Below are 24,831 nucleotides of genomic sequence, written 5' to 3' on the forward strand. Positions count from 1 at the left end.
ATGCGGCGGATACTAATGTTAATGAGAACGATTGTCAAAATTTGCTGCTGAGCGGAGCGGTCACTCCGTAGGGGGGGGTCACGCTTCATCGATCCACCGACGCGCCGCAGGCGCGCCGTAGCGGCGCGGTGGTGGACAAGGAAAACGTTGTCCACCCTACGAACGCGCCGGCCAGCTCGATGAGGATCAGTCTTCCCCGAAGGTGTCCCAGCCGCCCATTTCCTTCCAGCGATTGACGATGCCGCAGAACAGGTCGGCGGTCTTTTCCGTGTCGTAGCGGGCCGAATGGGCTTCGCGGGCGTCGAACGGAATGCCGGCAGCCTGGCAGGCCTTGGCCAGCACCGTCTGTCCGTAGGCCAGGCCGGCCAGGGTAGCGGTGTCGAAGCTGGAGAACGGGTGGAACGGGTTGCGCTTGAGGCCCGTGCGCAGCACCGCGGCATTAAGGAAGCCGAGGTCGAAGCTGCTGTTGTGGCCGACCAGCACCGCGCGCTTGCAGCCGTAGGATTTCAGCGACTTGCGTACGCCACGGAAGATGTCGGCTAGCGCCGGCTCTTCCTGGACCGCCATGCGCAGCGGATGGTCCAGCTTGATGCCGGTGAACTCCAGCGCCGCCTGCTCGATGTTGGCGCCTTCGAACGGCTCGATGCGGTGGAAGTAGGTGTGCTCCGGATAGAGCAGCCCCTGCTCGTCCATGCCGATGATGGTCGCGGCGATCTCCAGCAGCGCATCGGTCTGGCAGTTGAAGCCGCCGGTCTCCACGTCGACCACCACCGGCAGGTAGCCGCGGAAGCGGCGGGCCATGGGATGCTTCGGGCCGCTGGAGCGGATTTCCAGTTCGTCGTCTTCGTACAGCTCTTCGCTCACGCGCGTTCCTCCAGTACCCGCCAGCGCAGGGTTTCGCCCGCGCGCAGCGGCATCAGGCGGTGGTCGCCGAACGGCAGTTCGGCCGGTGCCTGCCAGTCTTCGCGCACCAGGGTGATGCGGTCGGTGTTGCGTGGCAGACCGTAGAAGTCCGGACCGAACTGGCTGGCGAAGCCTTCCAGCCTGTCCAGCGCGTTGCGCGACTCGAACGCCTCGGCGTACAGCTCGATGGCGGCGTAGGCGGTGTAGCAGCCGGCGCAACCGCAGGTGGCTTCCTTGGTGTGGCGGGCGTGCGGTGCCGAATCGGTGCCCAGGAAGAACTTCGGGTTGCCGCTGGTGGCGGCATCCAGCAGGGCTTCCTGATGGGTGTTGCGCTTGAGGATCGGCAGGCAGTAGAAGTGCGGGCGGATGCCGCCGACCAGCATGTGGTTGCGGTTGTACAGCAGGTGATGGGCGGTGATGGTGGCGCCCACGTTGGCCGAGGCTTCGCGCACGAACTGCGCGGCGTCGCCGGTGGTGATGTGCTCGAAGACCACCTTCAAGGTCGGGAATCGCTCCACGACACGGATCATGTGGGTGTCGATGAAAGCCTTCTCGCGATCGAACACATCGATGTCGCTGTGGGTCACTTCACCATGCACCAGCAGCGGCAGACCGACGTCGGCCATGGCTTCCAGTACGGGGAAGATATTGTCGATGCTGGTCACGCCCGACGCGGAGTTGGTGGTGGCGCCGGCCGGGTAGAGCTTGGCGGCATGGACGAAGCCGCTGGCCTTGGCCTGACGGACGTCTTCGGCGGTGGTGTTGTCGGTGAGGTACAGCACCATCAGCGGTTCGAAGCGGCTGCCCGCCGGGCGTGCGGCCAGGATGCGCTGGCGGTAGGCGTCGGCTTCCTGCGCGTTGCGTACCGGCGGCACCAGGTTGGGCATGACGATGGCGCGGCCGAAGGTACGGGCGGCATCGGCTACGGTCTGCGCCAGGGCGGCGCCGTCGCGCAGGTGGATATGCCAGTCGTCGGGACGCAGCAGGGTAAGGCGGTCGGTCATGAAGAGGATCCGGGCGATGAAACGTGCGCGAATGCTACCGGAAAATGCGCTCGCCGGCTGCCCGGCAAGACGATGAACCGCGGCGTTGCGCAGGTTTCGATCGGTGGCGTTCTGTGAAACGTCGCACAGGAAGCCCCTCAAGTTTTCGCCCGCGGCTCCGATATGCCGGGGGAACGCCGTAAATCCCTGGAGCCCTCCCATCGTGCGCCTGCAGTATGCCGCTCTGCTCAGCCTGTTCGTCAGTCTGCCGTCGGTCGCCCTGACCTTCCAGCCGCGCCTGGAGCATGCGGAGTGGCGCGCCGAGGGTGATCAGTTCGAATGCCGGCTGATCCAGCCGATCAAGACCTTTGGTGGCGTGGGCCAGTTCGTGCGCCGCGCCGGCGAGCAGCCGACCTTCCAGCTGATCAGTCGCGAGCGCTGGCTGGGCAATGGCGCCGCCACGCTGCTGGTGGCCGCCGCGCCCTGGCGCCCGGAGCACAGCGACGTCAGCATTGGCAAGGTCAAGGTCGACGGTGACCAGGTGCTGCTCAAGAGCGACAACCAGCAGGCGGCGCGCCTGCTCACCGGCCTGATGGAGGGGCGTTCGCCGCTGGTGCGCCATCGCACCCGGCAGACCAACGAATACATGGAAGTACGCCTCCTGCCGGCGCGCTTCGGCCAGGCGTTCCGCGAGTTCCAGCAGTGCACCACGCAACTGCTGCCGGTCAACTTCGACCAGGTCAAATACCTGCAGCTGAGTTTCGCCAACAGCGGTATCGACCTGGGCGACGCTGCCCGCCGGGAGCTGGATCGCGTGCTGCTGTTGCTCAAGGCCGATCCGACCATCAACAGCATTCGCCTGGAAGGCCATTCCGACAACACCGGCAACCGCCTGACCAACCGCGACCTGTCGCGCCGCAGGGCGATGGCGGTGGCCGCCTACCTGAAGGAAAAGGGCATTCCCGAGGGACAGATCAGCATCCGCTTCCACGGTGAGCGCTACCCGCTGGTGCCCAACAACAGCGAAGCCAATCGCGGCAAGAACCGCCGTGTCACCCTCTACCTGGAGCGGTTGACCGAATCCGACGCGGAGCAGGAGCGCCTGGCCCGCGGCAACTCCGCCCAGCCGGCCTGAAGCGAGGCATTGCGGGCCACCGAGGGCGCTGCGGGCCTGTCATTTGCGGCCCGTCATCAGTAGAATTGCGGGCTTTCCCGTACTACCCGTGGAGCTGATGGCATGTCGGACGTTAAGAAGGTGGTTCTGGCCTATTCCGGTGGCCTGGACACCTCGGTGATTCTCAAGTGGCTGCAAGATACCTACAACTGCGAAGTGGTGACCTTCACCGCTGACCTGGGCCAGGGCGAAGAAGTCGAGCCTGCCCGCGCCAAGGCCAAGGCCATGGGCGTCAAGGAAATCTACATCGACGACCTGCGCGAAGAATTCGTCCGCGACTTCGTGTTCCCGATGTTCCGCGCCAACACCATCTACGAAGGCGAATACCTGCTGGGCACCTCCATCGCCCGTCCGCTGATCGCCAAGCGCCTGATCGAGATCGCCAACGAAACCGGCGCCGACGCCATCTCCCACGGCGCCACCGGCAAGGGCAACGACCAGGTGCGCTTCGAGCTGGGCGCCTATGCGCTCAAGCCGGGCGTGAAGGTGATCGCCCCCTGGCGCGAGTGGGACCTGACCTCCCGCGAAACCCTCATGGCCTACGCCCAGAAGGCCAACATCCCGGTCGATTTCGCCAAGGCCGGCAAGAAGTCCCCGTACTCCATGGACGCCAACCTGCTGCACATCTCCTATGAGGGCGGTGTGCTGGAAGACACCTGGACCGAGCACGAGGAAGACATGTGGCGCTGGTCCGTCTCCCCGGAGAAGGCTCCCGATGTGCCCACCTACATCGAGCTGACCTACCGCAAGGGCGACATCGTGGCCATCGACGGCGTCGAGATGACCCCGGCCCAGGTGCTGACCAAGCTGAACGCCATCGGCGGCGCCAACGGCATCGGTCGTCTGGACATCGTGGAAAACCGCTACGTGGGCATGAAGTCCCGCGGCTGCTACGAGACCCCCGGCGGTACCATCATGCTCAAGGCTCACCGCGCCATCGAGTCGATCACCCTGGACCGCGAAGTCGCTCACCTGAAGGATGAGCTGATGCCCAAGTACGCCAGCCTAATCTACAACGGCTACTGGTGGAGCCCCGAGCGCCAGATGCTGCAGACCATGATCGACGCCTCCCAGGAACACGTGAACGGCGTGGTGCGCCTGAAGCTGTACAAGGGCAACGTCATCGTCACCGGCCGCAAGTCCGACGACAGTCTGTTCGACACCCGCATCTCCACCTTCGAGGACGATGCCGGCGCCTACGACCAGGCCGATGCCGGTGGCTTCATCAAGCTGAACGCCCTGCGCATGCGTATTGCCGCCAACAAGGGCCGCTCGCCGCTGTAACGCGACGCGTGACCTGACCGCCGCCCCCGTCGCAGCCTGCGCGGGGGCGGTTTCGTTTCGGGACCGCGCACCGGGCGGCTGTTAAACTAGCCGGCATTCCAGAGCCCTTGCGTTTTCACGGGGGCCGATTCACCTGTCAGGAGAACATCCCATGAGACTGCTGCACACCATGCTGCGCGTCGGCGATATGGACAAGTCCATCGCCTTCTACACCGAAGTGCTGGGCATGACCCTGCTGCGCCGCAAGGACTATCCGGACGGCCAGTTCACCCTGGCGTTCGTCGGCTACGGCAACGAGGCCGAGAACAGCGTCATCGAGCTGACCTACAACTGGGGCGTGGACAAGTACGAGCTGGGCACCGGCTACGGCCACATCGCCCTGGAAGTCGAAGACGTCTACAAGGCCTGCGAGGACATTCGCGCCCGTGGCGGCAAGATCACCCGCGAGCCGGGTCCGATGAAGCACGGTTCCAGCATTCTGGCCTTCGTGGAAGACCCGGACGGCTACAAGATCGAGCTGCTGTCGCCCGAGCGCAAGGACTGAGCCGCCCGCCGGCGCCGTCACCCCATTCGCTGTAAAGAGGAATACCCGTGTTTGCCGATTTCGCCCTGCACGAACGCCTGCTCAAGGCTGTCGCCGAGCTTAACTTCACCGAGCCGACCCCCGTGCAGCGCGAGGCCATCCCGCCGGCGCTGGCTGGCAAGGACCTGCGCGTCATCGCCCAGACCGGCAGCGGCAAGACCGCCGCCTTCGCGCTGCCGCTGCTCAACCGTCTGATCGGCGACGCCGAGCCGCGCGTGCGCGTGCGGGCGCTGATCCTGCTGCCGACCCGCGAGCTGGCCCAGCAGACGCTGAAGGAGATGGAGAAGTTCTCCCGCTACACCTTCATCAAGTCGATGCTGATCACCGGCGGCGAGGGCTTCAAGGAACAGGCGGCGGCGCTGCGCAAGACGCCGGACATCCTGATTGGCACGCCGGGCCGGCTGATCGAGCACCTGGATGCCGGCAACCTGCGCCTGGACGAGGTGGAGGTGCTGGTGCTGGACGAGGCCGACCGCATGCTCGACATGGGTTTCGCCGAAGCCATGGAGCGACTGACCGGCGAGTGCGCCAATCGCCAGCAGACCCTGCTGTTCTCCGCCACCACCGGCGGCGCGGTCATGCGCGAGGTGATCGGCAAGGTGCTCAGGGAGCCTCTGCACCTGATGCTCAACCGGGTCAGCGAGCTGAACGAGAACACCCGCCAGCAGATCATCTGCGCCGACGACGTGGCCCACAAGGAGCGCCTGCTGCACTGGCTGCTGGCCAACGAGACCTACCAGAAGGCGATCATCTTCACCAACACCCGCGCCCAGGCCGACCGCATCTATGGTCGCCTGGTGGCTGAAGGGGTGAAGGCCTTCATCCTGCACGGCGACAAGGAACACGCCGAACGCAAGCAGGCCATCGAGCGCCTCAAGCAGGGCGGCAACAAGGTGCTGGTGGCCACCGACGTGGCGGCCCGCGGCCTGGACGTGGAAGGCCTGGACCTGGTGATCAACTTCGACATGCCGCGCTCCGGTGACGAGTACGTGCACCGCATCGGCCGTACCGGCCGCGCCGGTGCCGAGGGGCTGGCCATCTCGCTGATCTGCCACTTCGACTGGAACCTGATGTCCAGTGTCGAACGCTACCTTAAGCAGAGCTTCGAGCGCCGCGTGATCAAGGAACTGAAGGGCAGCTACCAGGGCCCGAAGAACGTCAAGGCGTCCGGCAAGGCCGCCGGCACCAAGAAGAAAAAGACCGACAAGGATGGCAAGGGCGCCAAGAAGACGGCGGCGAAGAAACCGGCCAAACCGGCCGCCAAGCGCAAGCCGGCGGCGCCGTCGGGGTTGGTCAGTGCGGACGGCATGGCGCCGTTGAAGCGCCGTACGACCGAGGGCTGAGGGAGGCTCTCCCTCTCCCCTGGCCCCTCTCCCCTCGCGGGGGAGGGCCAGGGGAGAGGGGTGAAAGCGCTCACGCCCAAACAAAAAAAGGGCCGCTTTCGCGACCCTTTTTTCATCTGTCTGGTAGGCACAATTGGACTCGAACCAACGACCCCCACCATGTCAAGGTGGTGCTCTAACCAACTGAGCTATGTGCCTTCGAGGCCGCGCATTCTACGCAAATGGCGCGGCTTGTCAAAGGCAGATTCGCATCAGGCGCTACTCCACCTTGTCGGTGGCTTTTTCCACCTCCTCCATGCGCTGTTCATAGCGGGCGCATTCGTCCTGCAGGCCCTGGTCGGTGCGCGCCAGGCTGTCTTCGCGGCGCTTGAGCTCCATGTCCTTCAGCTCCTCGTGAATCTGCTGCGCCTTTTGCGGATCGCCGCCGGTGGATTCGTGGATTTCCTGCGCCAGCTCGCCGGCCCGTTCGCGGGTGTCCCGCGGGGTACAGTCGCGCTCCTGGGCCCAGGTCGGCCCGCTCAGTCCCAGCAGGATGGCGGCGGCCAGTGCGGTGAGGTGTTTCATGGCAGTTCCTCCGTACTTCGAGATGGTGCCTTCGCAGTGGAGTGCCCCGCAGCCCAGTCGTTCGTGACGGGTGACGGGCGTTTCTAGGCACTGCGCAGGAAGTGCACGCTGAACAGCTGCTCCGCATCCATCCACAACGCCTGCCCCTGGAAGCCGGCGCGCTCGGCCAGGCGCAGGAAGCCCTCGGGGCTGTACTTGTAGGAATTCTCGGTGTGCAGGCTCTCGCCCGGTGCGAAGCTGAAGGTGTGGCCCTCGATGCGCACCTGCTGCGCCAGCGGGCTGACCAGGTGCATCTCGATACGCGATTCGACCGGGTTGAAGAACGCCCGGTGGCGGAAGCGGCGCGGCTGGATATCGCTGTCCAGTTCGCGGCGGATGCGTTCCAGCAGGTTGAGGTTGAACGCGGCGGTGACGCCGGCACGGTCGTTGTAGGCGGCCTCCAGGCGGTCACGGTCCTTGAGCAGGTCCACGCCGATCAGCAAGCCACTGCCGTCCGGCAGCAGCCGGCGCAGGTGACGCAGGAAGTCCAGTGCCTGGGCGGGTTCGAAGTTGCCGATGCTGGAGCCGGGAAAGAACGCCAGCGGCTTCGCCCGCTTGAAGGCCTGGGGCAGGCGCAGCGGGCGGCAGAAATCGGCGCAGGCGGCATGCACTTCCAGCCAGGGGTAGTCGGCAGCCAGCCGGCGGGTGCTGTCGATGAGGAATTCGCGGCTGATATCGATGCCCAGGTAGCGGCTCGGCTGCAGGGTTTCCAGCAGCAGGCGCACCTTGCGGCTGGCGCCGCTGCCCAGCTCCAGCAGCGGCGCTTCCGGACCGGCCAGGCGGGCGATCTCGTCGCAGGCCTCGGCGAGAATGGCCTCCTCGGTGCGGGTCGGGTAGTACTCGGGCTGCTCGCAGATCTGCTCGAACAGCCGCGAGCCCACGGCATCGTAGAAGTGCTTGGGCGAGGTTTGCTTGGGGGTGGCGGCAAAGCCGGCGAGGATTTCATCGCACAGGCTGGCGCTGCGCGGGTGATGGTCGTGGTAACGCACCGTGGCGGTTGCTGTCATGCGGTTTCGTCCCGGGCCAGGCGCAGGCCGCTGAAGGCCCAGCGCATGTGTGGATAGAAGAAGTTGCGGTAGCTGGCGCGCAGGTGATCCGGCGGGGTGACGCAACAGCCGCCGCGCAACACCTGCTGGCCGCACATGAACTTGCCGTTGTATTCGCCGAGGCTGCCGCCCAGGGGCTGGAAGCCGGGGTAGGGCAGGAAGGCGCTGGCCGTCCATTCCCAGACATCGCCGAACAGCTGCGCCGGCTGGGTGCCAGGCACGCCGGGCGAGGGTTGCGGGCGCAGCAGGCCGGCGTCGAGGAAATGCCCGCTCACCGGCAGCGTCTGGGCCACGGCTTCCCACTCCGCCTCGCTGGGCAGGCGCGCATCGGCCCAGCGTGCGTAGGCATCGGCTTCGAAGAAGCTCAGGTGGCAGACCGGCGCGGACAGGTTCAGTGGCTGCAGGCCAGTCAGGGTGAACTCTCGCCAGCCGCGCTCCTCGTCGTGTCGCCAGTACAGCGGCGCCTGCCAGTTCGCCTGGCGCAGCGTCGCCCAGCCGTCGGAGAGCCACAGCTCGCTGCGGCTGTAGCCACCGTCCAGCAGGAAGGCCAGGTAATCGGCGTTGCTCACCGGGCGGCTGGCCAGGCGAAAGGGTTCCAGCCAGACCTTGTGACGCGGTCGTTCGCAGTCGAAGGCGAAGCCGTCGCCGGCGTGGCCTATCTCCACCAGCCCGCCGGCATGGCTGTGCCAGCGCAGCGGCGCGGGCGGTTGCTCGGAGACGGCCGGCAAGTCATCCCGGTAGGCCGGCGCTAGCGGATTGAGCGAGAAGTTGTAGAGCAGGTCCATCAGCAGCAGTTCCTGGTGCTGCTGCTCGTGCTGCAGGCCCAGCTCCAGCCGCTGACACAGGGTTTCCAGCTTGCCGGGCGGCGGATGGTCGAGCAGGTCCTCCATCGCCAGGTTGACTACCCGGCGCCAGTTGAGCACCTCGGCGACCGTGGGCCTCGACAGCAGCCCGCGCTGCGGGCGCGGGAACGGCTGGCCGTGGGTCAGGTAATAGGAATTGAACAGCAGGTCGTAACGCGGGTCCGGCGTGCGGTAGCCGGGCTGATAGGGCAGCAGCAGGAAGGTTTCGAAGAACCAGGTGGTGTGCGCCAGGTGCCATTTCGGCGGGCTGGCGTCAGGCATGCCCTGGATGCCGTAGTCCTCGATGGCCAGTGGCGCGCACAGCGCCTCGCTGGTGGCGCGCACTTGGCGAAAGCGCTCACGCAGGCGTTGCAGCGCCACGTCGGGATCGTTCTGTGTGTGAAGCGCCTGAGCCGGCATGGAGATCGTCCGTAAACCCTGAACCCAAGGAAAACGACCGGCGCGGATGCTGCAAAGTTCGTCCGGGCTGGCTGACTGGCGTCGGCTGCGGCATGACCGTAGGGTGGTCAACGCAACGCGTTGGCCACCGGATGGTGCATCGTGTATGCCGCATTGGCGGCCGGAAAAGCGCCGGCCGCCCTACGGCAACCTCACGGGGCCGGCCGGCTTGCGTGTTGCCCGGCGCGGGCCCAGCATAGGGCCCCTGTTTTTTCGCTGTTCCCAAGGATTCCTTCCCATGTCCACCGACGCTACGGTCGCGCCCGTCAAGCGCGCCGAGCAGGCGCGCGGCGACGTTGCCGTGATCCGCGACCTGCTGCCCTACCTGAAACCCTACCTCGGCCGCATCCTGCTGGCGCTGGGTCTGGTGTTCGCCGCCAAGCTGCTCAACCTGCTGGTGCCGTTCGTTCTCAAGTACATCGTCGATGACCTCAACGTCGAGCCCAGCTTGCTCCTGCTGCCGGTCGGCCTGCTGCTCGCCTACGGCGCCTCGCGTATCGGCGTCACGCTGTTCACCGAGCTGCGCCAGGTGGTGTTCGCTCGGGTGATGGCACGCACTTCGCGGCAGGTCACCCTGCAAGTGTTCCGTCATCTGCACGCGCTCTCCCTGAAGTTCCACCTGGGCCGGCGCACCGGCGGCGTGGCGCGCGATGTGGAGCGCGGCGGCTCGGCGATCGCCGACCTGCTGGACTGGACGCTGTATTCGATCATTCCGATCCTGCTGGAAGTGCTGCTGGTCACCCTGGTGCTGGTCTGGGTCTACGACTGGCGCTTCGCAGCCATCACCCTGGCCACGCTGGTGGCCTATGCGGTGTGGACCTTCTCGGTGACCGAGTGGCGCACCCGCTACTACCGCGCCTCGGTGGAGGCCGACACCCGGGCCAACGAGCGCGCGGTGGACTCGCTGCTCAACTATGAGACGGTCAAGTACTTCAACAACGAGGCCCACGAGGCGGCGCGCTACGACGAGAACCTGCGCACCCTGGAGGAAACCAAGGTCAAGGCCACCACCAGCCTGGCGGTGCTCAACCTGGGCCAGGCGGCCATCGTCTCCATAGGCGTCACCGCCATGATGTGGCTGGCCGCCGCCGGCGTGGTGGCCGGCAACATGACGGTGGGTGACCTGGTGCTGGTCAACGCCTACCTGCTGCAGCTGTCGGCGCCGCTGTTCCTGCTCGGCATGATGTACCGCGAGGTGAAACAGGCGCTGACCAACATGGAGCGCCTGTTCGGCCTGCTCGACGAGCGCCAGGACGTGCAGGACGCCCCGGATGCAGTCGCCCTGGACAGCCGCCGCCCGACGGTGCGCTTCGAAAGCGTGCGCTTCGGCTACGATCCGCGCCGCGAGATCCTGCATGGCGTGGACTTCGAGATCCCCGCCGGCGGCACCGTGGCGGTGGTTGGTCACTCGGGCTCGGGCAAATCCACCCTGGCGCGCCTGCTGTACCGCTTCTACGACGTGGGCGAGGGGCGCATCACCATCGACGGCCATGACCTGCGCCAGCTGACCCAGGCCTCGCTGCGCGGCGCCATCGGCATCGTTCCCCAGGACACCGTGCTGTTCAACGACAGCATCTACTACAACATCCGCTACGGCCGCCCCGAGGCGACGCGCGAGGAGGTGGAGGCCGCCGCCCGCGCCGCGCACATCCACCGCTTCATTGAAAGCCTGCCGGATGGCTACGACACCCAGGTGGGCGAGCGGGGTCTCAAGCTCTCCGGCGGCGAGAAGCAGCGGGTGGCCATCGCCCGGGCGATCCTCAAGAACCCCAGCATCCTGATCTTCGACGAGGCGACCTCGGCGCTGGATTCCAAGTCAGAGCGCGCCATCCAGGCCGAGCTGGATCGTATCCAGGTGGGGCGCACCACGCTGGTGATCGCCCACCGGCTGTCCACGGTGATGAATGCCGACCAGATCCTGGTGATGGATGCCGGCCAGGTGGTCGAGCGCGGCAGCCACGCCGAACTGCTGGCCCGCGACGGTCACTACGCGCAGATGTGGCGCCTGCAGCAGAGCGAGAAGGCGAAGGAGGCGGGTAATTAACAGGCCGTCGAAAACGTAGGCGAGGCCGGCAAGACGAGGCAGAAACAGCCGAGGACGCGCAGTTTAGGTGTTCTAAATGAGCAGGCCGAGGCTGTTTCTAACGAAGGATTGCCAACGCAGGTAGTCTGCAACCGCTAGAGGCCGGTGCTTACCCAGGACAGGGTCACCGCCAGCGCCAGGCTGAGCGCGCCGAAGCGGGTGAAGAAGCCGTCCACGCGGTGGCGGGCGGCGAGCATCAGGGCTTCCTGGAAATTGCCCTGGACCAGGCGCAACTTGAACTGCGACCGACGCCGCTGGGTCGCCAGCAGCAGCCAGGAACCGGCCAGCGCCATGAGCAGGGCCAGGGCATTGAGAATCTGCGCCGGATAGGTGAGGGGAACGCTCCAAAGAGCCTGCAGCGACATCGTTCACTCCCGCTTCAGGTAAACCCGAAGGTTGTAAAAAGCGGGGGATTTTAATCAGGCGCAGCGGTGGGCGGGGTGTTTTCCGACCGGCGTCGATCCGTGCGACGGTGCATCGGCCCGACTTCCCGGGCCGGGAATCGTAGGGTGGACAACGTCTTTCTTGTCCACCCATGCGCGGCACGGCGCACCTGGCCGGCCGCACCTGGCCGGCCGCACCTAGCCGGCCGCACCTGGCGGCGCGTTGGTGGATCGGTGAAGCGCGATCCACCTACGTCTACAGGTGCGTCGGTTTTACTCCGCGAGCATCTGCCCGATGGTCGGGTCCTTGAACAGGCGGGTCAGGGCGTCGCTCAGCACATCGCTGACCAGGCGGGTGTTGGTTTCCTGGTTCGGCGCCATGCCGAAGCGCTGGTTCAGGGTGGCGGTGTAGCGACCGGTGTAGCGGCGCCCGCTGTTCTGCACCTCGGCCTGCATAACGGCGGCGATATCCGCCTCGGTGACATACACGCCTTCCTTGGGCGACTGGTATTTGAGTTCGGCCAGGGTCACGGTCAGGCGCGGCACGTCACGGGCGTCCGGCGTCGGCGTAAAGCCCAGCAGGCGCACGGCGGCTTCGGCCTGGGCCTGCAGCTGCGGCAGGACGTTGGCGCTCGGCACGCTGATGGCACTGGTCTCCGCGTACAGACCGCCGCGGGTGCCCAGGTCCGGCGAGGCACGTCCGTCGGCGACATGCACCACCACCGGCTGGCCCTGGCCGACCGCGGCCAGCTCGGTCTTCAGCTTGGGTTGCGGGGTGAGTTGCTGCGGGCTCAGGGCGCAGCCGGTCAGGGCCAGGCTGACAACAGCGCAAAGCACCAGCGGAAAACGCTTCGACATGGTTTGGCTCTCCATAAGAAATGTTCAGGACACGCGATGGCGTCCGCGGCCGGGCAGTATACGCGAGCGGCCGCTGCGCTTCTGCTCACGCGGGCGCGGTGCATGGCCCATGCGCCGATGGTCGGATGCCCGGCGTGACAGGTTCACGGCATACTCGCCGGCGGGGTAAGAAAGTCGCCGCTAAACGGCCCCTCTTTCCGAAAACCATCGGTATAATCCCCGCCCAATTATAAAGGTCGCCTCCTGCGTGACTGCCCACCGGCATGTCCCACGCCAGAGAGACGCCCGCTAGGTGCTGCCCTAATGCCCCGTCACCCGAACGGTTCGTTCAGTGACTGAAACACCTGTCCATGGATAGCAGCGTGTTGCGGTCAGTGACGAGAAGTGTGTGTCTGCGGCAGCCGACCCCTTGAGGTTCACGTCTCCAAAAGAGCGTGAGAAGACGGTTTTTCACTACTTCACGAGAGTGTGGCGAGCAAATGAAGACTCTGGCATTGGTACACCTGCCAAACGACTCGGATATGCACACCTGACGCGCGGCCTGCTGGTCGCCGGGACCCAGGCCTGAGCGCCGGTCCTATCCATTGGGCATCCGCCCCTGTCAGGTTTCGGGACTCCCCTTGCGATTCTCCCCGGCCCTGAACGCGCTTTGCGCCAGGAGCGTCTGCCGTTGAACCTAGGTGTTGCAGATTTGGAGAAGCGTTAATGGCGCACAACGAAAACGAAGCTCTGGATGTGGTGCTGGTTGGCGCCGGCATCATGAGTGCCACCCTGGCGGTCCTGCTCAAGGAGCTGGATCCCGGGCTGAAGCTGGAAATCGTCGAGCAGATGCCCTCCGGCGCGGTGGAAAGTTCCAATCCCTGGAACAACGCGGGTACCGGCCATGCCGGTCTGTGCGAACTGAACTACACCCCGCAGGCCGCCGATGGCTCCGTGGACATCAAGAAGGCCGTGCTGATCAACAGCCAGTTCGAAGTGTCCAAGCAGTTCTGGTCCTACCTGGTGGCCAAGGGCGCGCTGGATGCACCGCGCACCTTCATCAATCCGGTTCCGCACATGAGCTTCGTGCGTGGCGCCAAGGACGTGGCCTTCCTGAAGACCCGCCAGCAGCAGCTCAGCGCCCACCATGCGTTCGAAACCATGGAGTACACCGAGGATCGCGAGCTGATCGCCAAGTGGGCGCCGCTGCTGATCCCCGGCCGCGACGCCGACGAGCAGATCGCCGCCACCCGCGTGGAGCGCGGTACCGACGTCAACTTCGGTGCGCTGACCAATGAGCTGCTCAAGCACCTGCAGAGCCTGGATGGCGCCCATGTCGGCTACAACCAGCGCGTGAAGAGCGTCGAGCGTGACGGCGAGGGCTGGTGTGTCACCGTCAAGAACACCCAGGACGGCAGCCAGCGCGCGCTCAAGGCCCGCTTCGTGTTCCTCGGCGCCGGTGGCGGTGCGCTGCCGCTGCTGCAGATGTCCGGCATTCCGGAAAGCAAGGGCTTCGGCGGCTTCCCGGTCAGCGGCCAGTGGCTGCGCTGCGACAACCCCGAGGTGGTGGCCAAGCATCAGGCCAAGGTCTACAGCCAGGCTGAAGTCGGTGCTCCGCCGATGTCCGTGCCGCACCTGGACACCCGTGTGGTCGACGGCAAGAAATCCCTGCTGTTCGGGCCCTACGCCGGCTTCTCCACCAAGTTCCTGAAGAACGGCTCGTTCCTCGACCTGCCGCTGTCGATTCGTCCGGGCAACATCGGCCCGATGCTGGCCGTGGCCCGCGACAACATGGACCTGACCCGCTACCTGGTGAAGGAAGTGATGCAGTCCATGGAGCAGCGCCTGGATGCCCTGCGCAAGTTCTACCCCGAGCTGGACCCGGCCGACTGGCGTCTGGAAGTGGCTGGTCAGCGCGTGCAGATCATCAAGAAGGACCCGAAGAAGGGCGGCATCCTGCAGTTCGGTACCGAGCTGGTGTCCGCCGAGGACGGCAGCATTGCCGCGCTGCTGGGTGCTTCGCCGGGCGCTTCGGTGACCGTGTCGATCATGCTGCAGCTGATCGAGCGCTGCTTCCCCGAGCAGGCGGCCGCCTGGGCGGGCAAGCTGGAAGAGATCTTCCCGGCACGCGAGAAGGCGCTGCAGGAAAACGCCGCGCTGTACCGCGAGGTCACCGCGCGCTGCGACGAGAACCTGCAGTTGCGTAACGCCTGATTGGCGCCGCGTTGAACGAAACGCCCCGCTTTTAGCGGGGCGTTTTTGTTTGGGCGGCGCAGAGCCGGGAACGGTCGTAGGGTGGATCGCGCTTCACCGATCCACCATCGCACCGTCAGGCGCGGCCGGCTAGGCGCGGCCGGCTAGGCGCGGCCGGCGAGGTGCGGCCGGCGAGGCGCGCCGTGCCGACGCGACGGCGGACAAGGAAAGCGTTGTCCACCCTATGTCTGGTGGGGGCGAATTCATTTGCGAGCGTCCGGCGTGGGCCTGCACGCCGCCAGGAACTGCTGCGTGCAGGCCTCCCAGCTCATCGCCTCGGCCTGGCGCCGGCAGGCTTCCGCGGACAGGTTCTGCGCGCCCAGGCAGGCCTGCCGCAGGTCCTCGTGCAGGCAACCGGTTTCGCCGTGGCGCACCACGTCCAGCGGCCCGGTCACCGGGAAGGCGGCCACCGGCAGGCCGCAGGCCATGGCTTCCAGCATGACCAGGCCGAAGGTGTCGGTGCGGCTGGGAAAGACGAACACGTCGCCCGCCGAAAGGAAGGCGGCCAGCTCCTCGCCGAAGCGATAGCCAACGAAATGGGCCTCGGCAAAGCGTGCCTGCAAGTCGCGGCGCGCCGGGCCGTCGCCGATGACCAGCTTGCTGCCGGGCAACGACAGTTCCAGGAATGCCGGCAGGTTCTTCTCCACCGCCAGGCGCCCGGCGTACACCCACAGCGGGCGCGGTAGGTCCGTCGGCAGCTCCGCGGGCTGGCGAGCCTGCGGGCGAAACAGCGCGATGTCGACGCCGCGTCCCCAGCGCGCCAGGTGCGTGAAGCCCCGCTCCTGCAACAGCCGCTCCATGTGCTCGGTGGCCACCAGCGTGCGCTGCGCCGGCCGATGGAAACGGCGCATCAGCGCATAACCCACGGCCAGCGGCACGAACGGATAGCGGGCATGCACGTATTCCGGAAACTGCGTGTGGTACGAGGTGTTGAAGGGCAGCCCGCGCTGCAGGCAGTAGCGGCGCGCCGCCCAGCCCAGCGAACCTTCCGTGGCGATGTGGATATGGTCGGCCTGCAGCGCGTCGAGCAGGCGCCGCAGCCGGCGGTACGGCAGGAGCGCCAGGCGGATTTCCGCGTAGCCGGGCAGCGCCACGCTGCGAAAACGGTCCGGGCCGATGACAGTGACCGCATGTCCCATGGCTCGCAGGGCGTCGCGGGTGCGGCTCAGGGTGGTGACCACGCCATTGACCTGGGGGTGCCAGGCATCGCTGCAGATGACAATCTTCATGGGCGCCATTGGGCGCCACCGCTTTTAAGGTGTGGTGACGGCTGCGTGACGTTTCGATGACAACAACGCGGTCATTGAACTGCCATGAGAGATTCACGGTGTTGTCGAACGGGCAGCCTAGGCTGCCAGGCATGGACAAGATCGCGCTGAAAACGGAAGACCTGACCCTGCCGGTCCTCGCCCGCCTGGGACGGCTGGAATATCGACTCTGCATCACCATCAACCGCCTCTCGCGGCGGCAGGCCATGCACCGCCTGTTCCGCACGGTCAGCCGGCTGGGTGACGGCGTGTTCTGGTACTGCCTGATGGCGGCACTGGCTTTGCTCGGCGGCGAGGCGGGGCGCGAGGCGGCGCTGCGCATGAGTATCGCCGGGCTGGGCGGCCTGCTCATCTACCGGCAGCTCAAGCATCGCCTGGTGCGCGAACGGCCCTTCATCACCTTCCAGGACATCCGCTGCGGCTGCCCGCCGCTGGACCGCTTCAGCTTCCCGTCCGGGCATACACTGCACGCGGTGTCCTTCACCACCCTGGCGCTGGCCGACTTTCCGCAACTGGCGGTGCTGCTGGTGCCGTTCGCCGCGCTGGTGGCGCTGTCGCGGCCGGTGCTGGGGCTGCACTACCCGAGCGATGTGCTCTGCGGTGCGCTGCTCGGCTACAGCATTGCGCAGCTGGTGCTGATGGTCTGATGGCCGGGGCGCACCGTGCCGGTGCGCATGGTGGACAAGAAAGGCGTTGTCCACCCTACGGTTATTGCGCAGGTGGGCAAGGGCTTGCTGTCGTAGGGTGGATCGCGCTTCACCGATCCACCATGCGCCGTCAGGCGCGCCGTACCGGCACGACTTTTTCCGGGCATAAAAAAACGGGAAGTCCTATTCGGAACTTCCCGTTTTCTTGGGCTTCGATGAAGCCTTGTATGGTGGGTCGTGTAGGGGTCGAACCTACGACCAATTGGTTAAAAGCCAACTGCTCTACCACTGAGCTAACGACCCAAAAATATGGTCGGGGTAGGGGGATTCGAACTCCCGACATCCTGCTCCCAAAGCAGGCGCGCTACCGGGCTGCGCTATACCCCGGTTGAAAGTTGGCTCCGCGACCTGGACTCGAACCAGGGACCCAATGATTAACAGTCATTTGCTCTACCGACTGAGCTATCGCGGAACTTCGGTCTTCCAAATCCTGCAACTTCCAGCCGAACCGGAAACCCCGTTGCAGTGGCGCGCATTTTACGCAGCGAGATTTCCCTGTCAACACATCCGTGCGATTTTTTTTCTTCGAGGGGCGAGAAAATTCATTTATCCCTCAAAGGCTTAGCGATGACGAGCGGAGAAGGGGGCGCCTCCCCCCGCTGGACGGAGCCTCTTATCTGCCCACCGCAAAGGTCGGATCGAGGCGGCTGTGCCCCAGACCGACCCCCTTGTCGACGCGGATCTGCACCGGGATGCGCTCCTTCAGCGCCTCGACGTGGCTGATCACGCCGATCATCTTGCCGCTGGCGTTGAGCTGGTCGAGCGCATCGAGCGCCACCTCCAGGGTTTCGCCGTCCAGGGTGCCGAAGCCCTCGTCGAGGAACAGCGAGTCGATGCGCGTGTGCTGGCTGACCAGATCCGACAGCGCCAGGGCCAGCGCCAGGCTGACCAGGAAGCTCTCGCCGCCGGACAGCGTGCGTGTGTCGCGGGCGATGTCGCCCTGCCAGGTGTCCAGCACGTCCAGTTCCAGGTCGCCACCCTTGCGCCGGGCCAGCTGATAGCGGGCATGCAGGCGCAGCAGTTGGCGGTTGGCCAGATGCACCAGGTGATCCAGGGTCAGCCCCTGGGCGAACTTGCGGTAGCGGGTGCCGTCGGCGGAACCGATCAGGCTGGCCAGGTGCTGCCAGAGGTCGCTCTGTTCCCGTTGCCGGGCGACCTGCTCATGCAGGGCCTGCTGGCTCTGCCGACGCTGGGCATCACCCTGCAGCACGGCGTGTAGCTCGCCCTGGCGCAGGCCGATGCGGCGCAGCTCGGCGTCCAGTTCCGCCAGGCGCGCAGCCAGGGCGTCGGCATCCTGCCCGGTCTGCGGCTGGGCGAGCAGTTGGTCCAGTGTCTGGCGGGCGGACTGGTGCAGCGCGGCCGCTTCGGTCAGCGCTGTGTCCAGCTGCTGCTTGCGGGCCTGCAACGCCTGGCGTTCGGCCAGCGGCAGGCAGGCGGCGAGATAGTCCGCTTCGCTGCCGAACGGGCTGTCGCGCAGCGCGGCTTCCCAGCGCGCCTGCTGCTCCGTCCGTTGCTGGGTCTGCTGTTCGCGGCGTTCGCCCAGGCTGCGGCGCTGGCCGGCCAGCTGCAGCAGGGCGCGTTCGGCGGCTTCCAGTTGCTGTTCGGCGGCGGCCAGCAGCGCGGCGCACGCGCCGCTGGGCGTGTCGAAGCGCGGCTGCTCGGCCGCCTGCCAGCGCTCCAGCCAGCGCTGGGCCAGCGCCGTGGCGTCGTCCAGGCGGTGCTCCTGCTCACGCAGTTCATCGCGCTGGGTCTGCTGCTGCGCCTGGGCCTGCTGCCATTGCCGGGCGTCGGCCTCGCGTTCGGCCAGCCAGGCGGCGGTGTCGTCGGGCAGGGCATAGCCGAGGCTGGCCAGTTCGTCGCGCAGCGCCTGCTGCACGTCCTGCCGGCGCGCCAGCAGTCGCTGGCGTTCGCCATCCAGCTCGCCCAGCGCCTGGGTGTCGGCCTGCTGGTCCTTGTCGATCAGCTGCAGCTGCTGGCGCTGTTCGCCGTCCCGTTGGGTGAGGGCGAAGACCCGTTGCTGCTCCTCGTTCAGGGCTTTCTTCAGCGCCTCCAGCTCGGCTTGCCGCTGCTGGGTCTGTGCCTGCTCGGCCAGCAGGCGGGTGTGCTCGCCCTGCAGGTCCAGCGGCTCGCTCAGGCCCAGCTGGACGAGCAGCCGGCCGATGCCGGCGTCCAGCTGCGCCTGCTGCGTGCTGGCGGCCTGCAACTGGTGGCGGATTTCCTCCAGCTCGCCTTCCACCCGGGCCTTTTCGGCGTTCAGGGTCTGGCCTTGCTGGGTCAGCTGTTCCTGTTCGGCCTTCAGCTCCGCCAGCGCCTGCTGGGTGCTGGTGATATCCAGTGGGTCGTAATGCCCGGCGGCGGGGTGCTCGCACGCGCCACACACCGGGCAGGGCGCGCCGGGTACCAGTTGGGCGCGCGCCTGCAGCAGATGCTCCTGTTGCAGCAGGCGCTCCTTGTCGTCGACCTGGCTTTTCACCCGGCGGTACAGCTCGCGCAGGGCGGCCAGCTCGGTCTGCCGGGCGGCCTGCACGGCCTGCGCCCTCTCCTGGCGCGCGCCGTGCTTGTGCAGCAGCGCGGCCTGCTGCGCGCGCTGCTCGAGCAGCTGCTGCAGTTGCTCCAGCTGGCCCTTGCGCTGCAGCAGCGCCTGCCAGTGGGCGCGCCAACCGGCTTCATCACGTTCGCCGAGCAGGGCCTGATGCTGCTGTTCGCGTTGCGCCAGTTGCGAGCGGGCCGTTTCCAGCTCCGCCTGGTCGGCGTGCAACTGCTGCTCGGCTTCCACGTGGCGCTGGGCATGCGTGGCCAGACGCTGCTGGATCGCCTGGTGGCGCTTGTCCAGTTGCGCCAGATCGCTGCCGAGTTGATCGCACTCGGCGAAACGCAGCCTCCAGCCGCCCAGTTGGCCGGCGAGCAGCGCATGGCTGGCGGTTTCCTTGAGGCGCTGCTCCAGGGCGATGCCGCGTTCCTCCAGGGCGGTCAGCGCCGCGTGTTCTCGGCTGCGTTGCTGTTCGCTGGCCCAGTGGCCGTGCCACAGCGCCTGCTGGCGGCTCTGTTCGTGCTGGTGCTGTTCGTCCTGCAGGTGCCGCAGGTTGGTTTCGGTGGCCTGCAGCGCCTGTTCGGCCTGCAGGCGCGCGTCGAAGACCGGGCGCAACTGTTCGGCCGGCTCACTGGCGGCCAGGCGGCGCAGGTCGGCGGCGGCCTGTTCCAGTTGCGCACGGGCGGCCTGTTCGCGGGCCTGGGCGCTGTCCAGCTGGCGCTGGGCCTGGTCGCGCTGCTGCAGCCACTGCTGCTGGGCGCGCAGGGTCTGCTGTTCGTCGCGTCGCACGGTGTCGTCGGCGGCAAGGTTGGTCGCCTCGGCCTCCAGCGCTGCGCGCGCGGCCTCGTCGAGCAGCTCCACCGCCTCGGCGCGCTCCTGCAGCCGTTCCAGGACGTCCTTCTGCTCCCGGGCGCGCTGGAACACCTGCATGGAAATCTGCCCGTAGATCTCGGTGCCGGTCAGTTGCTCGAGCAGCTCGGCGCGCTCGGCGGCCTTGGCGTTGAGGAAGGCGGCGAAGCCGCCCTGGGCCAGCATCATCGAGCGGGTGAAGCGCGCGTAGTCCAGGCCGGTGAGCTGTTCGACCAGGGCCAGCTTGTCGTTGAGCTTCTCGGCCAGCAACGTGCCGTCCGCCTTGGCCAGCTCGCCCTTGGGCTGCTGCAGGGCGCCATCCGCCTTGTCGCGGGCGCGGCGCTGGCTCCAGAAGGCGCGGTAGCGTTCGCCGCGCGCCTCGAATTCCACTTCGGCCAGGCAGTCGGCGGTGTGCCGGGTCATCAGCTCGTTGCCGCCGGCGCTCACCGTGTCCATGCGCGGCGTGCGGTGGTAAAGCGCCAGACAGATCGCGTCCAGCAGGGTGGTCTTGCCCGCGCCGGTGGGACCGGTGATGGCGAACAGGCCGTTGTCCCTGAACGGCTCGGCAGTGAAGTCGATCCTCCACTCGCCCTTCAGCGAGTTCAGGTTCTTCAGGCGCAGGGTGAGGATTCTCATGCCTGCACCTCCCGCAGGTCGGCCAGCACCTGCTGGTGCAACTGGGCCAGGCGCTCGCGCAGGGCGTCGTCGAGGGCTTCCTGCTCCAGGCGGCGCTGGAACACCTGCAGCGGGTCGAGCTCGTCCAGGGTCTCCCGGGCTTCGCTGTGCAGCGCCGCGCTGGCGCCGTTGCGCTCGCGGCGGATGCGCAGCACTTCCACCGGCAGTTCGCGGGTGAGGTCGGCCAGTCGCGTGCCGAGGTCGCTCAGGTAGTCGTCGCTGACCACCTGTACCTCCAGCCAGGCCGGGCGCTCCGGGGTGCCTTGGGCGGCGGCCTCGGGCAGTTGCGCGGCGATCTGCTCCAGCGTGCCGCGCAGGGTCAGCAGCGGCTGGAAGCAGGGCACGGGCAGGGCGGTGATGCCGCACAGGCCGATGCGGTCCAGATCCACCAGCAGCACTGCTTTCTGCTGGCCGGCCTCGTCGAAGGACAGCGGGATCGGCGAGCCGCTGTAGCGGATGTGCTCATGGCCGCCGACGTTCTGCGGGCGATGGATATGACCAAGGGCGATGTAGTCGGCATCCGGGAAGTCGCGGGTGGGGAAGGCTTCCAGGCTGCCCACGTAGATCTCGCGCACCGACTCGCTGGCGCTGGCGCCCACGGTGGTCAGGTGGCCGCTGGCGACGATCGGCAGCGGGCCGTGCTGGCGGCGCAGGGCCACGGCCTGCTCGTGGCAGCGCCGGTAGTGCGCGGCGATGGCGTCCTGCAGCGAGCGCTGCTTGTCCTCGGCGCTCTGGCCGGCCTCGCTGCGCAGCAGGTCGCGGGCGCGCAGGAAGGGAATCGCGCAGAGCAACGCGCCCGGCTCGCCGTCGCGGTTCGGCAGCACCAGCACCTGGTCGGCGGGATTCTCCATCGCTGCCGGCACCACCCAGGTGTCCAGACAGGCCAGCAGCTCGCGGGACTCGCCGAGCATGGCCACCGAGTCATGGTTGCCGCCCAGCACCACCAGCCGCGCGCCGGTGTCGCGCAACGCCACCACGAAGCGGTTGTACTGCTCGCGGGCATGGCTGGGCGGCGCGCCGGTGTCGAAGATGTCGCCGGCGATCAGCACCACATCCACCCGATGCAGGCGCACCTGTTCCAGCAGCCAGGCGCAGAAGGCCTGGTGCTCGGCCTGGCGGCTCTTGCCCATGAAATGCTGACCGAGATGCCAGTCGGAGGTGTGCAGCAGACGCAGACTCATACGGGTGTCGGGTTCCGGAAGCGGGTGGGGAAGCGATCGCGGGCGTATCATGGCGACCCTTTCGAATGGGCGCGAGCATACCCGATGAGTCGTTTGAACAAGGAACTGGGGCTGGGGCAGGGCGTCGCGCTGCTCAGCACCTCGCTGCTGGGCACCGGCATCTTCGTGGTGCCGGCGCTGGCCGCCAGCGCCGCCGGTTCCGTATCACTGTGGGCCTGGCTGATCCTCATCGCCCTGGTGCTGCCGGTGGCCTTCACCTTCGCCCAGCTCGGCCGGCGCTTTCCCCATGCCGGCGGCGCGCCGCACCTGATCGGCCTGGCCTTCGGCGCGCGCAGCGAACGGCTGATCGCGCTGCTGTTCCTGGCCGTGCTGCCGGTCGGTTTGCCGGCGGCGCTGAACATCGCCACCGGCTTCTGGCAGGCGGTGCTGCCGCTCAGTGCGGGCGAGGTGCTGCTGATCCAGCTGGCCACCCTCGGCGCCATGCTGCTGCTCGGCCAGCGGCCGCCGCGCGCCTCCGGCGCGGTGCAGGCGCTGATTGCCGTGGCCATCATCGGTGCGGTGGCGCTGATCTGGTGGGCCGGCGAGCTGCCGCGCGCCAGCCAGCCACTGCTGCCAACCATCGGTGCGGACTGGTCGCGCCTGCCGGCGGCCCTCGGGGTGATGTTCTGGTGCTTCGTCGGCATCGAGGCGTTCACCCACCTGGGCGAGGAATTCCGCAATCCGCGCCGCGATTTCCCGCTGGCGCTGCTGGTCGGCGTGCTGCTGGCCGGGCTGGTGTACTGGGCCTTCTCCGTGGCGGTGCTGAGCTTCGGCGTGTACGGCGACGCGCAGCGCGACGCCACCGCCCTGCCGCAGCTGATGCAGCAGCTGTTCGGCGAGCGCGGCCGCTGGCTGGTGGCGCTGCTCGGCTACCTGGCCTGTTTCGCCTCGATCAACGTCTATGTGCAGGGCTTCGCCCGGCTGATCTGGAGCCTGGCCGACGAGGGCAAGCTGCCCGCGCGCCTGGCCGGGCGCAACCGGCATGGCGTGCCGGGTCCGGCGTTGCTGCTGGTGGTGGCGGTCTGCGCGTTGTGCGCCGCGCTGGCCCAGGCGCTGCAGCTGTCGGTGGACGACCTGATCCGCTACGCCAACGGCAACTTCATCATCGTCTACCTGCTCAGCATGGCCGCCGGGGTCCTGCTGCTGCGCGGGCTCTGGCGCGGGGTCGCGGCGCTGGCCACGCTGCTCTGCCTGCTGGTGCTGGCAGCCCTCGGCCGGGATGCGCTGTACGCGCTCGGCCTGCTGGCGGTGCTGGCGCTGTGGCGCTACTGGCGCGAGGAACGGTTCTCGCGCGAGTGAGAGCGCAGCGGCTATCCTCTGCCGCCGAAACCGCTTCGGGAATCCGCCATGCGCCGCGTCTTCAACGATCTGAAAATCTTCGTGCTCGCCAACCTGTGGATCGTGCCGGTGGTGGCCGCGCTGGTCTGGGCACTGTTCTCCTTCGTGGCGCCACCGCCGCCGATGGACGCGCGCCTGGCCACCGGCGGCCCGAGCGGCGGCTATCACAGCTTCGGCCTGCGCCTGCAGGCCGAGCTGGCCAAGGAAGGTTTCACGCTGGAACTGGTGAACAGCCAGGGTTCGGTGGACAACCTCGCCAAGCTGCGCGCCGGCGAGGTGGAGCTGGCGCTGGTGCAGAGCGGCCAGGAACTGAGCCTGAACAGCGAACAGCGCGCCGAGCTGTACGGCCTGGGTGTGCTGTTCCAGGAGCCGGTGTGGCTGTTCGCCCGCCAGGACGTGACGATTGCCCGCCTCGGCGAGCTGGCGGCGCTGCGCGTGGCGATCGGCAGCCCGAGCAGCGGCACCCGCTCGGTGACCGATGCCCTGCTCGGCGCCAACGGCATCGACCTGCAGCAGCTGCCGGCGGGCTGGCAGGAAGCCGGCGGTGCCCGTGCGGCCCGCGAGCTGCAGGCCGGCAACCTCGACGCGGCTTTCTTCATCGGCCCGGCGGAGAACGGCCTGGTGCAGCGCCTGGCCGGCGATCCGAACCTCCAACTGCTCAACCTGGGTCGCAGCGCCGCCTACCAGGCGCGCCTGCCGTACTTGAACCGCATCGACGTGGGCGAAGGGCTGGTCAGCCTGGAACGCAACGTGCCCGATCAATCGCTGGAAACCGTCGGCCCGCTGGCCACGCTGGTGGCCAGCGAAGCGTTCCATCCCTCGCTGACCCCCCTGATCCTGGCCGCCGCCCGCGAAGTGCTCAAGGACGGCAACCTGCTGGACGCCGCCGGGCGCTTCCCGGCACCGGCCTCGTCGAACTTCGCCACGCTGGACGAGGCGGAGTACTTCTACAGCAAGGGCCTGCCGATCCTGCAGCGCTACCTGCCGTTCCGCATCGCCTCGCTGGCCGACCGCTACATCATCCTCGCCATTCCGCTGCTGGTGCTGCTGATTCCGCTGATCAAGGTGGTCGGCCCGCTGTACCGCTGGCAGATCCGCTCGCGCATCTATCGCTGGTACAAGCACCTGCGCGAGATCGACCGCCAGCTGTACCTGGGCAAGCTGCAGGACCCGCAGAAGGAGATCGACCACCTGATCGCCCTGGGCCTGGAACTGGCGCGCATCGAGGTGCCGCTGTCCTATTCCGGCGAGCTGTATGACCTGCACGTGCACGTGCGCTACATGATCAAGCGCCTGGAATTCCTGCGCGACCAGCCGAAGAGCGGCAAGGCGCTGGCGCAGCCGGAGCTGATCGACTGAGCCAAGGCCCGTGGGAGCGGACTCGTCCGCGAGCTCATTGCTGTGGCCCCCAAAAAGCTCGCGAATGAATTCGCTCCCACAGGTTCGTTTTTTTGTGGGAGGGGCTTCT

Annotated in this window: 19 protein-coding genes and 4 tRNA genes; 9 read left to right on the top strand and 14 right to left on the bottom strand. The window is 67.2% G+C overall.

Annotated elements, in window-relative coordinates:
• Positions 1–186 precede the first annotated feature (186 nt).
• Together rnt and pyrC are read right to left on the bottom strand one after the other, a co-directional pair.
• Positions 187–864: a ribonuclease T gene (gene rnt, locus SF06_RS02030; protein WP_027591072.1), complete on the bottom strand. Its 678-nt coding sequence runs from the start codon at positions 862–864 to the stop codon at positions 187–189.
• Positions 861–1,907 (bottom strand): dihydroorotase, encoded by a 1,047-nt coding sequence (gene pyrC, locus SF06_RS02035; RefSeq protein WP_027591071.1) that lies wholly within the window; start codon positions 1,905–1,907, stop codon positions 861–863. Before pyrC ends, rnt begins: the two co-directional genes overlap by 4 nt.
• Positions 1,908–2,109: 202 nt before the next feature.
• Here pyrC and SF06_RS02040 point away from each other — a divergent pair, with 202 nt between their 5' ends.
• The 4 genes from SF06_RS02040 (at position 2,110) to SF06_RS02055 (ending at position 6,270) form a co-directional block, all read left to right on the top strand.
• Positions 2,110–3,021, top strand: a complete 912-nt coding sequence (locus SF06_RS02040; protein WP_051587475.1) for a flagellar protein MotY — start codon at positions 2,110–2,112, stop codon at positions 3,019–3,021.
• Positions 3,022–3,123: 102 nt separating this feature from the next.
• On the top strand, positions 3,124–4,344 hold the full coding sequence (locus tag SF06_RS02045; RefSeq protein ID WP_027591070.1) for an argininosuccinate synthase: 1,221 nt from the start codon (positions 3,124–3,126) through the stop codon (positions 4,342–4,344).
• A gap of 151 nt (positions 4,345–4,495) precedes the next feature.
• Positions 4,496–4,888 (top strand): lactoylglutathione lyase, encoded by a 393-nt coding sequence (gloA, locus tag SF06_RS02050; RefSeq protein WP_039559660.1) that lies wholly within the window; start codon positions 4,496–4,498, stop codon positions 4,886–4,888.
• A 47-nt stretch (positions 4,889–4,935) separates the two neighbouring features.
• Positions 4,936–6,270, top strand: a complete 1,335-nt coding sequence (locus tag SF06_RS02055; protein ID WP_027591068.1) for a DEAD/DEAH box helicase — start codon at positions 4,936–4,938, stop codon at positions 6,268–6,270.
• 121 nt (positions 6,271–6,391) lie between these two features.
• Here SF06_RS02055 and SF06_RS02060 read toward each other — a convergent pair.
• The 4 genes from SF06_RS02060 to egtB all read right to left on the bottom strand — a co-directional run bounded on the left by SF06_RS02060 (position 6,392) and on the right by egtB (position 9,181).
• Positions 6,392–6,468, bottom strand: a tRNA-Val gene (locus tag SF06_RS02060).
• Between the two features lie 60 nt (positions 6,469–6,528).
• Positions 6,529–6,834, bottom strand: coding sequence for a hypothetical protein (locus SF06_RS02065; protein WP_039559661.1), 306 nt, complete (start codon positions 6,832–6,834; stop codon positions 6,529–6,531).
• Between the two features lie 83 nt (positions 6,835–6,917).
• Positions 6,918–7,880 (bottom strand): L-histidine N(alpha)-methyltransferase, encoded by a 963-nt coding sequence (gene egtD / locus SF06_RS02070; RefSeq protein ID WP_039559662.1) that lies wholly within the window; start codon positions 7,878–7,880, stop codon positions 6,918–6,920.
• Positions 7,877–9,181 (bottom strand): ergothioneine biosynthesis protein EgtB, encoded by a 1,305-nt coding sequence (gene egtB / locus SF06_RS02075; protein ID WP_027591642.1) that lies wholly within the window; start codon positions 9,179–9,181, stop codon positions 7,877–7,879. The genes egtD and egtB overlap by 4 nt, the downstream gene beginning before the upstream one ends.
• 277 nt (positions 9,182–9,458) lie before the next feature.
• Between egtB and SF06_RS02080 the strand changes: the two genes are divergently transcribed.
• A complete protein-coding gene (locus tag SF06_RS02080; protein WP_052199678.1) occupies positions 9,459–11,264 on the top strand; it encodes an ABCB family ABC transporter ATP-binding protein/permease in 1,806 nt (601 codons plus the stop codon).
• Positions 11,265–11,398: 134 nt separating this feature from the next.
• Here the strand turns inward: SF06_RS02080 and SF06_RS02085 are convergent, their stop codons facing one another.
• Positions 11,399–11,668, bottom strand: a complete 270-nt coding sequence (locus SF06_RS02085; RefSeq protein ID WP_039559663.1) for a hypothetical protein — start codon at positions 11,666–11,668, stop codon at positions 11,399–11,401.
• A gap of 291 nt (positions 11,669–11,959) precedes the next feature.
• Positions 11,960–12,544 (bottom strand): YajG family lipoprotein, encoded by a 585-nt coding sequence (locus tag SF06_RS02090; RefSeq protein WP_027591639.1) that lies wholly within the window; start codon positions 12,542–12,544, stop codon positions 11,960–11,962.
• A gap of 705 nt (positions 12,545–13,249) precedes the next feature.
• On the opposite strand from SF06_RS02090, the gene mqo reads away from it, so the two are divergent.
• Entirely contained in the window at positions 13,250–14,737 is a 1,488-nt protein-coding gene (mqo, locus tag SF06_RS02095; protein WP_039559666.1) for a malate dehydrogenase (quinone), read from the top strand.
• Positions 14,738–14,979: 242 nt separating this feature from the next.
• On the opposite strand, the gene SF06_RS02100 is transcribed toward mqo, so the two are convergent.
• Complete coding sequence (locus tag SF06_RS02100) at positions 14,980–16,005, bottom strand: glycosyltransferase family 4 protein (RefSeq protein WP_039559810.1); 1,026 nt, start codon at positions 16,003–16,005, stop codon at positions 14,980–14,982.
• Positions 16,006–16,136: 131 nt separating this feature from the next.
• On the opposite strand from SF06_RS02100, the gene SF06_RS02105 reads away from it, so the two are divergent.
• On the top strand, positions 16,137–16,691 hold the full coding sequence (locus SF06_RS02105; protein ID WP_037009661.1) for a phosphatase PAP2 family protein: 555 nt from the start codon (positions 16,137–16,139) through the stop codon (positions 16,689–16,691).
• Positions 16,692–16,919: 228 nt separating this feature from the next.
• On the opposite strand, the gene SF06_RS02110 is transcribed toward SF06_RS02105, so the two are convergent.
• The 5 genes from SF06_RS02110 to sbcD form a co-directional block, all read right to left on the bottom strand.
• Positions 16,920–16,994: transfer RNA gene (locus tag SF06_RS02110), tRNA-Lys, on the bottom strand.
• 7 nt (positions 16,995–17,001) lie between these two features.
• Positions 17,002–17,078 (bottom strand) — tRNA-Pro (locus SF06_RS02115).
• Between the two features lie 9 nt (positions 17,079–17,087).
• Positions 17,088–17,163: transfer RNA gene (locus SF06_RS02120), tRNA-Asn, on the bottom strand.
• Positions 17,164–17,364: 201 nt separating this feature from the next.
• A complete protein-coding gene (gene sbcC / locus SF06_RS02125; RefSeq protein ID WP_039559668.1) occupies positions 17,365–20,766 on the bottom strand; it encodes an exonuclease subunit SbcC in 3,402 nt (1,133 codons plus the stop codon).
• Positions 20,763–21,980: an exonuclease subunit SbcD gene (gene sbcD / locus SF06_RS02130; RefSeq protein WP_039559812.1), complete on the bottom strand. Its 1,218-nt coding sequence runs from the start codon at positions 21,978–21,980 to the stop codon at positions 20,763–20,765. Before sbcD ends, sbcC begins: the two co-directional genes overlap by 4 nt.
• Positions 21,981–22,070: 90 nt before the next feature.
• Between sbcD and yjeH the strand changes: the two genes are divergently transcribed.
• Both yjeH and SF06_RS02140 read left to right on the top strand, forming a co-directional pair.
• Positions 22,071–23,324 carry an L-methionine/branched-chain amino acid transporter gene (gene yjeH, locus SF06_RS02135; RefSeq protein ID WP_039559669.1) on the top strand — a complete coding sequence of 418 codons (1,254 nt, stop codon included), beginning with the start codon at positions 22,071–22,073 and terminating at the stop codon, positions 23,322–23,324.
• 48 nt (positions 23,325–23,372) lie between these two features.
• Positions 23,373–24,722 (top strand): TAXI family TRAP transporter solute-binding subunit, encoded by a 1,350-nt coding sequence (locus SF06_RS02140; RefSeq protein ID WP_039559671.1) that lies wholly within the window; start codon positions 23,373–23,375, stop codon positions 24,720–24,722.
• The last annotated feature ends 109 nt before the right edge of the window (positions 24,723–24,831 follow it).

Origin of the sequence: Pseudomonas flexibilis, assembly GCF_000802425.1 — a bacterium.
GTDB classification, from domain to species: domain Bacteria; phylum Pseudomonadota; class Gammaproteobacteria; order Pseudomonadales; family Pseudomonadaceae; genus Serpens; species Serpens flexibilis.